Genomic DNA, 13,293 nt, shown 5'->3' on the forward strand with positions numbered 1-13,293 from the left:
TGTGACATTTACGCTTAATTCTTAATTATAATTTATAAAGATTGTATTCATTCCACAAATAGATTAAATTTACAGGGATCATTCACATAAAGAATACATGTAACGAAGTCTCTCCCATGAAAAAAAATAATAAGGATACTAAAAAGCGTCCTGTTCTCGTATTGAAAACTTTTGCCTTACTTTTTTTCGTATTCTCTAGTTTCTTTCTTATTTACAATATTTATCATCTTGAAAAATTTAAGCTCCGTTATATTGCTCGAATTCAAGATGTATATTCATATACCCGTCGTTTTGGTTCCTATTACAATAATACTCCAGAGGTATATAAACCTGAAAATCATTATATCAAAAATAATGTTTCATTAATTGTAAATACTGCAACTAAAGTCAAGACTCTCTCCAGTGGTATAGAAAAATTACGCTCACAATTAAATAGACTTACCAATAATAATATATGGACTATTGCCGTATTTGAAAATCCTGCAGATTACGCTCATTTTGATCCAATTAGACCAGAGTACTTAACTCAATTTGATAAATATGGCGAAAATTCAGTAATGCACCGTATTGTTCAACGGGAAGGTCTCGCTAATACTTATCAATCGTTTTACGGATGTAATATCAAACTAACAGAAAGTTATGTTGAAACAGGTTCAAATATTAAAATAAGAACCCTTTACTACCCTATTTATAATAATAAACATCTTGATGCTTTAGTCGCAATAGATATAAAAAACAATATTCTTTCTAAATGCTTACAACGTTATAATACAAGTTATTTAACTGTACTAAATTCTAATAAAAAGGGTAACATTTATAAAATAAAAGAATTATTACCTTGCTCACAATTAAATCCTATTAATATTGGTATTAATTTATTTTCTATTTTTAAAATGGTTTTTTTCCCTGCTTTAATATTAAGTTTTCTATCTAATTATTTTCAATCCTACCTAATTAAAAAAAGACATGCTATCCAACGTGATCATATGACTAATTTTTATCGTCGCGATTATTATGAGAAAAAACTATTAAAACAACGAAACTTTAATATATTAATTATAGATATTGATAACTTCAAAAAAATCAATGATACCTATGGCCATGAAGTTGGTGATGATGTAATACGTCATATTGCAATACGTATTAATAGTTGTATCCGTAAAAAAGATATTCCAATTCGATGGGGTGGCGAAGAATTTATCATTTCGTTTCCTGAGATGAACCATCAACAATTATATTTTAAAGCTAAAAAAATATGCCAAGCAGTTGCCTCTGATTCAATATTGGATATTGATATCACGGTATCAATTGGTGGCGTATCAGATACAAATATACACTTTAACGATGCTTATAAAGCAGCGGATAAAGCGCTCTATTACTCAAAAAACAATGGAAGAAATCAATACACTATTGCCTGAATAGATAAAATTTTAGCGATATAGGTCAATAAGCTAGCTAAAAAAATACCTCCAGAGAATTTAATAGCATTGATAAAAATAATTTATGGTTACAATATATATGTTTCACTTTAATCTGTAAAAGGAATATATAGAATGCAATGTCATATTCTAATATCTATGGATAGTAATGACGATAACTGTAAATAGTTTTTTAAAAAAAACGTTCAGCCACTTAAAGCTCTTTACTTTATTTTTCATAATTTGTTCTAGTTCATATTTTATTTATAATATATACAATATCGAAAAATTACAAACTCAGTACATTACTACATTAAATAATGTGTACTCGGTCGCCCGTCGTTTCGGTTCATTTTATAATAATACTGATACTGTCGCCTTAAACACAGGAAAATACCTGTTTAATGGAGTATCAGTTGTCGTAAACACACCTACAAATGCCAAAATATTATCGACTGGAATTAAAAAATTACGCTCAAACATCAACCAACTTACTGATAATAATATATGGACAGTTGCTGTTTTTGAAACAGCATCAGACTATTCGCATTTTGATCCTCTTAGACCTGCTTATTTAAAAGGTTATGATAAAATAGCGATTAATACTATTGTTAAAAATGAAGACTTGATGGACACTTATCGCTCATTTTATGGTTGTAATATAAAATTAACCGATATATATAAAGAACCAGGAACCGATCAAACTATCCGTACTATTTATTATCCTATCTATAATAATAAACAATTAGATTCTTTATTGGCAATAGATATTAATAATGCAGCATTTGAGAACATATTAGCTAAGTTTAATAAAAACAAAATGACAATTATAAGTATGGATAATAATAATATTTATCATACAAGCGAATTATTACCATGCTCAACAGTTGATCCTATCAATTTAGGCATTAATTTTTACACACTTTTAAAAGTAACCCTTTTACCATCCATTTTATTACTATTTTTATACCATTCATTAACACAATTGATTGCAAATAAAAATTTCATTTTACGGCATGACCAAATGACACGATTTTATCGTCGTGACTACTATGAAATTAAATTAATTAATCAACAAAATTTTAATTTACTGATTATCGATATAGATCACTTTAAAAATGTAAATGATACTTATGGTCATGAGGTTGGCGATGACGTTATTCGTGCTGTCACTAAGCGTATTAATAATTGTATTCGTAAACAAGATGTCGCCATTCGTTGGGGCGGTGAGGAATTTATATTATCCTTTTCTGATATGAATAAAGAGCAATTAAGAATAAAAGCCCAGAAGATATGTGATGCGATCTCTTTATGTCCAATATTAGATATTAATATTACCGTTTCTATTGGTGGACTTAGTGCAACTAATATACATTTTAATGATGCCTATAAATTAGCAGATCAAGCTCTCTATCATTCTAAACATAATGGCCGAAATCAAGTAACCATTGCTTAAAGAGCGATTGTTTCACCCCATACAAACAATCGATAGCTATGGAGATAATGATCATAGACATGCAATAACAAAACATAATTATAAATTCATAAATTTGTTACACCCTCTTGTCAAACTTCTATCACTAAGGGTATAAATAGGGGCATAACTCTTTAACTACCCATGGATGATCGATATGTTTGAAAAGATTACAGCAGCACCCGCAGACCCTATTCTCGGTTTAACAGATGAATTTAAAGCTGATCCTAGAACACATAAAATTAACCTCGGCGTGGGTATTTATAAAAATGAAGCTGGCAACACGCCTGTTTTAGCTACGGTTAAAAAAGCAGAAGCCATTCTATTAGCACAAGAAACAACAAAATCTTATTTAAGCATTCCAGGTACTCCTGAATATGGCCTAGCAGTGCAGCAATTACTTTTTGGTGCAGATTCAACGCTGATTGCGGAAAAACGTGTACAGACAGCACAGGCCCCCGGTGGGACAGGAGCATTACGTGTTGCTGCTGAATTTATTAAACGTCAGTTAGGTGATGTTACAGTTTGGATCAGTAATCCAACATGGGCAAACCACCATGGTGTCTTTGGTGCAGCTGGCCTAGAAACTAACACTTACGGTTACTATAACGCGCAGACAAAAGATATAGATTTTGATGCTATGGTCGCTGATTTAAATCAAGCTAATGCTGGTGATGTCGTCTTACTCCATGGCTGTTGCCATAACCCAACAGGTATTGATCCTACAAATCAACAATGGCAAACAATCGCTAAACTCTGTTTAGAAAAAGAGTTACTGCCAATGTTTGATTTTGCTTATCAAGGCTTTGCTCAAGGTGTTGAAGAAGATGCACAAGGACTGCGTATCTTTGCCGATCAGATGCCTGAACTACTTGTTGCAAGTTCTTTTTCTAAAAACTTTGGTCTTTATAATGAGCGTGTAGGCGCTTTCACTTTGGTTGCTAAAAATGCAGAACAAGCCGCTATTTCTTTTAGCCAAGTAAAATCTATTGCACGTGTTATTTACTCAAACCCACCCGCTCACGGTGCCGCTATTGTGACCCAGATTTTAAATGACGCGGTATTGCGCGCCGAATGGGAGCAGGAAGTAACAGAAATGCGCGATCGTATTCAAGAGATGCGTGTCTTATTTGTAGCAACACTAAAACAATGTGGTGTTGATACTGATTTTAGCTTTATTGAACGTCAAAATGGCATGTTCTCATTTTCAGGTCTTAATAAAGATCAAGTAAATCGTCTCAAAGAAGAATTTGCTATCTATATTGTTGGCTCTGGTCGCATCAGTGTTGCTGGTATGACAAAATCAAATATGTTGCCATTATGCCAAGGTATTGCTGCCGTTTTATAGTATAAAAACCGCTAAAATACACCAATAAAAAAGAGGATAATTATCCTCTTTTTTTTAGCTATTATATGACACAAATAATATTAGCCAGACTTATTCAGTGGTAATACATTACAATAAAGATCATGCTCATAATGCTTCTCTAATTGCTTACGCCAAGGCCGTTCTGATATTGGCACAAGATAAAACATTTCTCTTGTAGTATCTGTTACAAACGCCATTCCATGCCGCATCACTTCATAATGTATATCGTGAATATAACCGAGAGAAAAACTTTGTCTCCCTGTTAGCATATTAATATCTTCGCGACTAAGGGATACTCCCTGTGTTTCATCTGCAAATCGTTCAAGTAGCCAACCAGAAAATTCCTTTGCACTTATCATCGTCATAAGATCAATCTCTCCGAATTCTGCGTACTCCTTGAGAATTACTCTCCTTGTTTATAGTTATAGCAGAGTAAAAAAAAAGCGTCGGTTTTATGTCTTAAAGATAATAATAGTATAGACAATAGCTGTGATATGGATACAAAAAAGGAGGGGAATCAAAATCAAACGAGGAAATCCCCGCTTCTTAAAGAGAAGCGGGATCGGCATATCTTAAAGTGCTTTATATAACACTTTATTCCCTGCCAATTGGATGCGCTCAACTAACCCTTCTTCTGTTAGTTTTTTTAACGCACCAGTAGCCCAAGAAGCAGCCTTTGTCTCTTCCTGACCAGCTTGTAAACCAATACCCTTTGGATTTAGACCGTCAGCTTGGCTTACCACAATATCCAATACTTGTTGTTGCTTTGGCGTTAACGTTACAGCAGGTTTAGAAACAATCGTTTCAGTAACCATTGGCGTTTCAATGACCAGTTCCACTTCAGGCATCTTTTTAACTGCAAAGACTGTATTGCTTAAAAGAGGTTTCTGTTTATGCAGTTTACGTTGAACATTACGTTTGTGAGAAATTCTCATTACTTTTTTTACTCCGTTACACTACTTGCGATCTCCACTATTTTCATCGAGAAAAAGTGAGCGCGTTTTATACCAAGGTTATGTAACAATTACCAGCAAACGGTTATTTATCCGTCAATAAATATGATCACTCACAAACGAATATCAAATAATTGCGAATTTGTACGCATTTTTAGTAAAAGTATGCATCAAATTCATTATTTTCATCGGAATTCTTTTTTAGACAAATACATCTATAATATATACTTGAAAGCGATATTAATATCATTATCATCGTTTGAATGGTTAAGGAGGCCGTAATGGAAACGCTTCATATTCATACGGAAAAACTAACCACAAAACACTATCTCTGGATAGCGATAATATTCACTACCCTAACTTTTGCTTTATTAAGCTATTTTAATACACAATTTTCAACTATAAGTCTCTTGATGATAGCTATATCATTAGGATGCATCGTGTTATTAACTACCACCCTCTTTTTTAATCCATCGACCATGAGTTTTACATTGACCTTTATGCATTGCCAATTTCATAGTCATTATGGCGGTTGGTCAACAACATGGCATAATATTCAACAGATAGGAAATGTGACACTGTCTACCGATGGATGGCACCAACCTCTACCGTGGATTGGTGTTCGTCTGAAAAATTATGATAATTTTATTCGTACTATCTGCCCACGTGTTGCATCTCGGCTATTACTTGAACAACGAATTTTACTAGTCATGGCACTTAAGAATGGTTCTCACCCTCATCACCAACTTGAAGATATATTATTTGATGATAATCCATTTATAACCAGCAACGGTGAACAATTACGGGGTCTGCAAGCCATGCTAGCTAATCGAATGCGTTATAATCGAGAATTACTTGGATTTGATTTTTTTATTGCTGATGATGCGATTGATCGTCCAATAAGCGACTTTATAGGTCTATTACGTCGCTATAAAGCAGCCGCTCAATCTCATACCTAAATTGCCGAAGTAACCTTCTGAGCTTTAAGAAAAGGTAATAACAGCAACCCTATTAATGCAGCTGCGATTGAAATGACAACAAAAAAGCCAGTCCAATGATAATGGTTCATAATAATAGCCAACGGATACCCTGCTAATGCTGCCCCCATGTAAGCAAATAAGCCAACAAAACCTGTTGCAGCACCAACTGAATCTTTATGAGAACACTCTGCTGCAGCCATGCCAATTAGCATTTGTGGGCCAAAGACAAAAAAGCCTATCGCAAAAAAACAGCCCGCTTGTAAAATATAATTAGTGACAGGCATTAACCACAATGCTGCAACGGCCAAAAAGATCCCCATAGAAAAGAGTAGAATCATCGGGCCGCGGTTACCACCAAATAATTTATCTGAGCCCCAGCCTCCCACAAGAGATCCTAAAAAACCACCAATCTCAAAAAGTGATAACGCCCCATTTGCAGACAACAAACTATAGTGATGCTGTTCCGTTAAATAAATATTACCCCAGTCATTAATCGCTGTTCTAACGATATACACTAGTACATAACTTACTGCCAGTAACCACAAGTATTTGTTAGTTAAAACATATTTAAATAAGACTTGTCGCTGAGTAAGGCCGATCCCTTCATTTTCTTGGGCAACTTCTAAATAATCATGGCGCCATAAACCAACACTAGGTAATCCCATTGCCGTAGGTTTATTTCGCAAGCGCCAACAGAGGCCAATACCTATCACAATCGCAATAATACCAGGAATAAAAAAGCCGTAACGCCAACCATAATGTAGTGTTAAAAAGCCCACCAGCAAGGGAATCAATGCTCCCCCAACATTATGTGCCGTATTCCAGCACGACCACCACAAACCACGTTCAGAGCGTGAATACCAAGTTGTTAATAACTTAGAACAAGCAGGCCATCCCCATCCTTGAAACCATGCATTTGCTATCCACAATAACGTAAACGCAACGATGGAGCTGGAAAAACCAAAACAGATATTTATTATACCCGTCGCAATAAGCCCAATTCCCATAAAGTAACGTGGATTAGAGCGATCTGATATCATGCCTGATATAAATTTTGAACAGCCATAAGTTAGATAGAACAGAGTGCCCATCATGCCAATATCAGCTTTATCCCAACCTAAATCAGCAATCATGGTTGGCATTGCATAAGTAAAATTTTTACGCGTTAAATAAAACCCAGCATAGCCAATATACATGCTGATCATGATATGCAATCGCCAATATTTATAGCGTTGATCAACGGTTGAGTCTGATAATACGGCCATGTGGTACCTGATTATAAAGAAGTTAATGTTACTATCATGCTAAAGGCAAGATAATGACCAATGTCGTACCCGTATTAGTCACTTGTTTTTGTAAGCTTTTTTCTTGGGTACTATCACGGTAATGACTGACTATCGAACATTGCCCGCCTAGAATTTCAACCCGTTCACGAATACCTCGAAGACCAAAGCCTTTAAAAGCATCTTCTGCTTTAAATCCAACCCCGTTATCTTCAATTTGTAATCTAATTTGTTGGTCAATTTGTAATTCAATAATAACTTCTGTCGCGCGTGAATATTTAGCAATATTATTCAATGCTTCTTGGCATATACGGTACAGGGTCACACTTGTAGTATCACACAATAGCGGCTGATGACGCCCCCATGCCATGGCAACCTCAATCCCTTTATCTTCTAGTTTTAAGTCACACACAACCTGCTCTACAGCTTTCGCTAAACCGAGATCATCTAATGTTTTTGGCCGTAAACGTGATAATAAACCTTTGGTTGTATCATAAATATTAAGAGACAATTGCTCAATGGTTGACGCACATTGCTGAGTAACCGGTGCTATTTCAACCCGTTTTAAAATACTCGCTTGCATTCTAATTGCGGTAATATTTTGCCCTATTTCATCATGTAACTCTCTGGCAACATCACGCCTAACCGATTCTTCTGTTTTAATTAATTGACGTGATAAAACTTGATTTCTACCTAACTCTGACGATAACTTAGTATTAAGATCTCGTTGCCTTTGAATACCAAGACCTAACAGAATTCCAGTTAAACTTTGTGCTGACAGTGATAATAATAAATCCGTAATTTCCATATTACTGACATCACTTCGAGCGGCAATTAAAGCAATACTATTAAGTAATGTTCCAAGTAATGCCCCCTGCCATCCATGCCGAAATGCAAACACAATAATAGGAATAGCCAAGCAAAAAGGTGCAAACCGGCTAAGTTCATCAGGTAAATTTACTTGTAATAAAATATTAGCGATAAAAAGTAAGGCATATAAACACAAATCACGGTGACGTAATTCTAATGGTTTAGAAATAAGAGCGACAGTGAGTGGAATCCATGAGCGATTAAATAAAAAACTCCATAATAAGTAACATGTGGGCACTAACATTAGTCCGCCAGTGACACTGATTAAAAAGATCATCCCCATTGGCGATAGCGGAAGATGAATGATAGACCGAAATCCCATCACCATAACAACATTAATCACCGCAGTGGAGACAATAACCGCCGCCATAATGAATAACTGCCGCCATTGATCGCCATAATAATAACGACGAGCAAACCACAATACGGGCCATGATAAAATACTCGCAATTAAAATAGGCCACCACGGAAGATCATTAAGCGCTTTTGCCAATAATAAAATCAGCCCCCATTCAGTGCCATAAATAACAATCCAATAGCGACTAGCGGTATGCAGTGTTATTCCTAATCTCAGTGCGAAAGGAAAAAATAGAATGGCCAAAGCTGGATCAACGAGAAAATAAAAAGCAATAACCCACAAACAAAACCAGCTACAAATAAAAAATAAACATCCGCCTAATGACGTCAGTACATAATGGCGCATTACAATATTTCTAGTGGAAAATATTTAACTAACTCAACATTATTACTAACATTAAGTTTATCCATTGCATTCGCTCGATGCACATGAACAGTTTTATGGCTTAAACCTAATTCAACAGCAACCGCTTTAACATCTAATCCAGCAGCCAACATTTCACTGATTTGGCGCTCACGTTTAGTTAAACATGCAACAGATTGTTGGTAAGGATCTGTGGTTTCTAATTGCATTTCGATATCAGATGCTAAATAAGATTCGCCTTTTGCAACTTTTCGTACGGCTTGAACAAGTTCATCAGGGCTACAGCGTTTACTTAAATACCCTTTTGCGCCGGTTGTTAATGCTTTATTTATCACCGTTGCTGAATCATGCACGCTTAACATAATACAACTCGCACTATTGACTAAATCTTCAAGTAATGTTAAACCACTTTCATTTGGCATTGAAATATCAATAATACACACATCAACAACTTGCTTAGCTAAGCCATTACGCGCTTCTTGTGCCGAACTAAATTGATTGATCACTTTCATATCTGGTTCTAACGATAATAATTGAGCAAAACCAGAACGGACAATGACATGATCATCAACTAAAGCGATTGTAATCATAACGAGAAATACCCATGAGCATTAAAAAGCAACAAAAGAAGTCTTAATCGACATAAAGTACCGTTTGGAATAAATTCATGCAAGCTCTAGCCAACTAAATATTTCTTTGGTTGTAAAAAACACAAAAACCACTGCCAATAAAATCGCCAGTGGTTATTAACTTAGTCTATCTATACTATGCAGCTTACCGTCAAGTCACACAGTTGGTTTAATATAGTGGCATTTCGTCTGCTACAAACGGGTTAGTCACTCGCTCATGGCCAAAAGTAGAGAGAGGGCCATGACCAGGAATAAACGTTACCTCATTACCTAAAGGCCACAATTTGGTCTTAATCGAATTTATCAATGTTGGATGATTACCTTGTGGAAAATCAGTTCGACCGATGCCACCTTTAAATAATACGTCCCCTACAAACGCGACTTTAGCATTCGCGCTGTAAAAAATCACATGACCAGGCGTGTGGCCAGGTGTATGAAATACTTGTAATGTTTGATTACCAACAGTGACTACATCACCATCATTAAGCCATTGAGTCGGCGCAAATGCTTCTGTCATAGGAAAGCCAAACATTTCGCTTTGACGAGGTAATCCTTGTAACCAAAATTCATCATCTTGCTGCGGCCCAATAACGGGCACATTAAGTATTTGAGAAAGCGGCTCAGTACCACCTACATGATCTAAATGTCCATGGGTAAGTAATAATTGAGTAACGTTAACACCTAATGCTGCTACTTCTTTTTGAAGTTGCTCAATGTCACCACCGGGATCAATAATTGCACCTTGGTGTGTTTCATCGCACCAGATAATAGAGCAATTTTGTTGAAACGGCGTTACTGGTACTATTTTATATTGAAGACTCATTCATACTTCCTAAACAGAGACACTATTTAGCGAAGCATGCCACGAATATCCCTAAAAATACAGATGACACAACAATAAACTATCCTCTCCAATTACGAACCGGACCTGTATCAATATGAACAAATTGACTGTTTGGGTAGTAACCGACACCACCGATGTTTAAATCTAATGCAGCCTTGCGTATTTTAGCTAACGGCACTCCTTCAAGATTAAAATCAATAGCCTGTGCCTTCATATGATAGCTTTTTTTCGCAACTCCCCCGCGTTTTGCTAGCATCTTGTTAGTTTTAGCAGAACGATAACCAGAAAATAATTGAGCATAACCTTCATGACCAAGATAAGACTGAATTTGTGCAATAGCATCATATAAACGACGATCTATACGAGCAATTTCATTTTGACGAAAATCACGGCAAAGATGATCTAAACGTCTAACTTCCTTGCCAACATACGTTTTACCATTGAAATATTTAGTTTCTAATTCTTCACCCGTATGCAAATTACGCAATAACATTGTTCGAGGTGTTGTTGCTTGAAAAGGACTTGCTTGAGCAATATTAGGAAGTATACATGCTCCCACTGCGATTCCACTTAATGTTAAAAATTTACGGCGACTAATATCTAAATTTGACATAACTTACACAACCAAAAGAAAATGTTACCTATTGCTAAAGCAATTCATATACCAATATTGCAAAACATTATCTTTAGTCAATTAGTCAGTCAAATATCCAAGTCACAGAATATCAAATTGATATATCTATTTTTAAATATCATTAACTTACACTAATTTATTATTGTAAGCAGAAATTAATAGCGCATTATTTGTTGGCATTAATCATAATTGTAAATATCAAAGCGATAATTTATAGCACCTTCATCATTCACCCAAGCGGTTTGATAAATAATTTCAACTGGAACTTTTTTGCTTTTATTAAGTCTAATAGTGCGCGTTTTTTTACTTCTAGATAAAGTGTTAAATTGAGATTCATTTTTCCCTGAGTATTCTAATAGTGCCAAAGCGAGTGATTTTGATTCCAATACACGCACACAACCAGAGCTCAATGCACGATCATGCTTATTAAATAATACCGGGGACGAGGTATCATGTAAGTAAATGGCTTGATTGTTAGGTATATTAAATTTATATAACCCTAATGCATTTTTTTTACCCGGTTTTTGACGTAAACGATAAGGGAATTTTTTCGGAGAAAATAGACTATAAGGAATTGAATTTATATTTATTTTTTCAGTACTCCCCCAACTACGAAGAACTTCATAATTATGGCGCTTTAAATAACTTCGATTACGTTGAGCCTTTGGTAATATATCTTTTTTCATAATTGAATTAGGTACATTCCAATAAGGGTTAAACACCACAGAATTCACTTCAGAGTTAAAAATCGGAGTTTGACGTGTTGGCCTTCCCACTATCACTTTGCTGCTCATAACCCAGCGACCATTAAGCCATAACTTCATATAATAACTAGGAATGTTCACAACAATACCCGTATGAAGATCTGTCGACCACAACCGTAATCGCTGCGCATTTAGCGCCAATAGCCGCACTCGTTGGGTTGGATTTAATGCTAACCATTTTTGTGTTTGTGAGCCAATAATACCATCTTGTTTTAATCCATGCCGCGCCTGAAAACGCTTGATTGCCAGTACTAACGTACCGGTATAAAGCGATTTATTTTGTTGTTGGTAACGTTGCGACTCACGAAGTGTAATATCACCTAATCGTTCAAGTACTGTAAGTAAATCAGATATAAAGGTAATATTTTGTCCCGGTTCAACTTTGCCATTAAATCTCAAAACAGGCCATCGAAATGTATGCTTAGAATCTAATTTGTTGATTGATGTGATTAATTGATTATATTCTGAGAGTGGCGGCTTTAAGCTGATAATAAATTGATTAAAACGATTATTTTCATAACTATCAAGCATATTTTCAATCGTAACACGACTAGGCTGAGGCAATGTTGAAGGAGCAACTTCCCCAAATAACCATAATTTACCTTTGCCTTGTAATTGTTCAATAAAACTAATATATATTAGTAAGGTATCGGTCGCTATAACATCATATTGTTGCCAATTTTGTTGTCGTTGTAATTGAATAAGTAAATGATATCTAGCTGTTAACTGTTTATTTACGTCAGCTAATTTAATAATACGTAATTGATTGATGAAATCATTAACTGATTGTTGGTTCTCCCAAAATTGACGGAATCCGGTTGATAAATATAATTCGACGAGCGTTGACGAATATTTAAGATGCACTTTATTTGCATTAGCATCGACAACCCATAACTCAGCACTATTGAGCATATTCGTTGGCTTTTCGATAACCGCCGCTGGAGAGTAAGTGTTATTTATATTAACTAAAGTATGTTGATGATCATCTCCAAGTGATTGAGAATAGGCATATTGTATTGGTAAATAAAAGCTGATAAATACTAATATGGCAATAAAAAAAGCATTCTTAACTAATGTCATTAAATACTCCCATTCACACACTCAGCATGAAAGTAAAACTATATTCGATGATTAAATATAGAATAAAAACATATTCTCAAATCTTAGAAATACAATTATTATTCAGTATTTAGAATAACAACCTCTTTTTATTGAAGTTAAATACTGCCATGTAAATGTGAGTATTATGCACAATATTAGTACAATAAAATCATTCTTTAATTGATCGGTATATTTATCCACCGTTGTCGGTTACGTTATCTTCTACGCAACTGACAAAGATAAGAATAACTAT

Annotated in this window: 12 protein-coding genes; 4 read left to right on the plus strand and 8 right to left on the minus strand. The window is 35.1% G+C overall.

The annotated features are described in order from the left end of the window. The first annotated feature begins 116 nt into the window (after positions 1 to 116). The 3 genes from VXS03_RS00970 to VXS03_RS00980 all read left to right on the plus strand — a co-directional run bounded on the left by VXS03_RS00970 (position 117) and on the right by VXS03_RS00980 (position 4,240). Positions 117 to 1,418 (plus strand): GGDEF domain-containing protein, encoded by a 1,302-nt coding sequence (locus VXS03_RS00970; protein ID WP_327761466.1) that lies wholly within the window; start codon positions 117 to 119, stop codon positions 1,416 to 1,418. 169 nt (positions 1,419 to 1,587) lie between these two features. Further along, the gene (locus VXS03_RS00975) at positions 1,588 to 2,874 is read left to right on the plus strand and encodes a GGDEF domain-containing protein (RefSeq protein ID WP_327761467.1); all 1,287 of its coding nucleotides are present in this window, start codon (positions 1,588 to 1,590) and stop codon (positions 2,872 to 2,874) included. 175 nt (positions 2,875 to 3,049) lie between these two features. Next, positions 3,050 to 4,240, plus strand: a complete 1,191-nt coding sequence (locus tag VXS03_RS00980) for an amino acid aminotransferase (RefSeq protein WP_327761468.1) — start codon at positions 3,050 to 3,052, stop codon at positions 4,238 to 4,240. 80 nt (positions 4,241 to 4,320) lie between these two features. On the opposite strand, the gene VXS03_RS00985 is transcribed toward VXS03_RS00980, so the two are convergent. Together VXS03_RS00985 and VXS03_RS00990 are read right to left on the minus strand one after the other, a co-directional pair. After that, positions 4,321 to 4,626, minus strand: coding sequence for a hypothetical protein (locus VXS03_RS00985; protein ID WP_080156643.1), 306 nt, complete (start codon positions 4,624 to 4,626; stop codon positions 4,321 to 4,323). Positions 4,627 to 4,833: 207 nt separating this feature from the next. Next, complete coding sequence (locus VXS03_RS00990; RefSeq protein ID WP_327761469.1) at positions 4,834 to 5,196, minus strand: MarR family transcriptional regulator; 363 nt, start codon at positions 5,194 to 5,196, stop codon at positions 4,834 to 4,836. Between the two features lie 458 nt (positions 5,197 to 5,654). Between VXS03_RS00990 and VXS03_RS00995 the strand changes: the two genes are divergently transcribed. Further along, the gene (locus VXS03_RS00995; protein ID WP_327761470.1) at positions 5,655 to 6,173 is read left to right on the plus strand and encodes a DUF2982 domain-containing protein; all 519 of its coding nucleotides are present in this window, start codon (positions 5,655 to 5,657) and stop codon (positions 6,171 to 6,173) included. Here the strand turns inward: VXS03_RS00995 and VXS03_RS01000 are convergent. From VXS03_RS01000 to VXS03_RS01025, 6 genes are all read right to left on the minus strand, one after another. Next, positions 6,170 to 7,459, minus strand: a complete 1,290-nt coding sequence (locus VXS03_RS01000) for an MFS transporter (RefSeq protein ID WP_327761471.1) — start codon at positions 7,457 to 7,459, stop codon at positions 6,170 to 6,172. The two genes, VXS03_RS00995 and VXS03_RS01000, sit on opposite strands and share 4 nt — an antisense overlap. Positions 7,460 to 7,493: 34 nt before the next feature. Beyond that, positions 7,494 to 9,050 (minus strand): signal transduction histidine-protein kinase/phosphatase UhpB, encoded by a 1,557-nt coding sequence (gene uhpB, locus VXS03_RS01005; protein ID WP_327761472.1) that lies wholly within the window; start codon positions 9,048 to 9,050, stop codon positions 7,494 to 7,496. After that, on the minus strand, positions 9,050 to 9,658 hold the full coding sequence (gene uhpA, locus VXS03_RS01010; RefSeq protein WP_327761473.1) for a transcriptional regulator UhpA: 609 nt from the start codon (positions 9,656 to 9,658) through the stop codon (positions 9,050 to 9,052). The genes uhpB and uhpA overlap by 1 nt, the downstream gene beginning before the upstream one ends. 208 nt (positions 9,659 to 9,866) lie before the next feature. Further along, the gene (locus VXS03_RS01015; RefSeq protein ID WP_327761474.1) at positions 9,867 to 10,520 is read right to left on the minus strand and encodes an MBL fold metallo-hydrolase; all 654 of its coding nucleotides are present in this window, start codon (positions 10,518 to 10,520) and stop codon (positions 9,867 to 9,869) included. A gap of 79 nt (positions 10,521 to 10,599) precedes the next feature. After that, positions 10,600 to 11,154 carry a YcbK family protein gene (locus VXS03_RS01020; RefSeq protein WP_327761475.1) on the minus strand — a complete coding sequence of 185 codons (555 nt, stop codon included), beginning with the start codon at positions 11,152 to 11,154 and terminating at the stop codon, positions 10,600 to 10,602. A 200-nt stretch (positions 11,155 to 11,354) separates the two neighbouring features. Continuing rightward, a complete protein-coding gene (locus tag VXS03_RS01025; protein ID WP_327761476.1) occupies positions 11,355 to 13,019 on the minus strand; it encodes a L,D-transpeptidase family protein in 1,665 nt (554 codons plus the stop codon). Between the last annotated feature and the right edge of the window lie 274 nt (positions 13,020 to 13,293).

It is taken from the genome of Photobacterium sp. S4TG1, from assembly GCF_036040035.1.
GTDB lineage: Bacteria > Pseudomonadota > Gammaproteobacteria > Enterobacterales > Vibrionaceae > Photobacterium.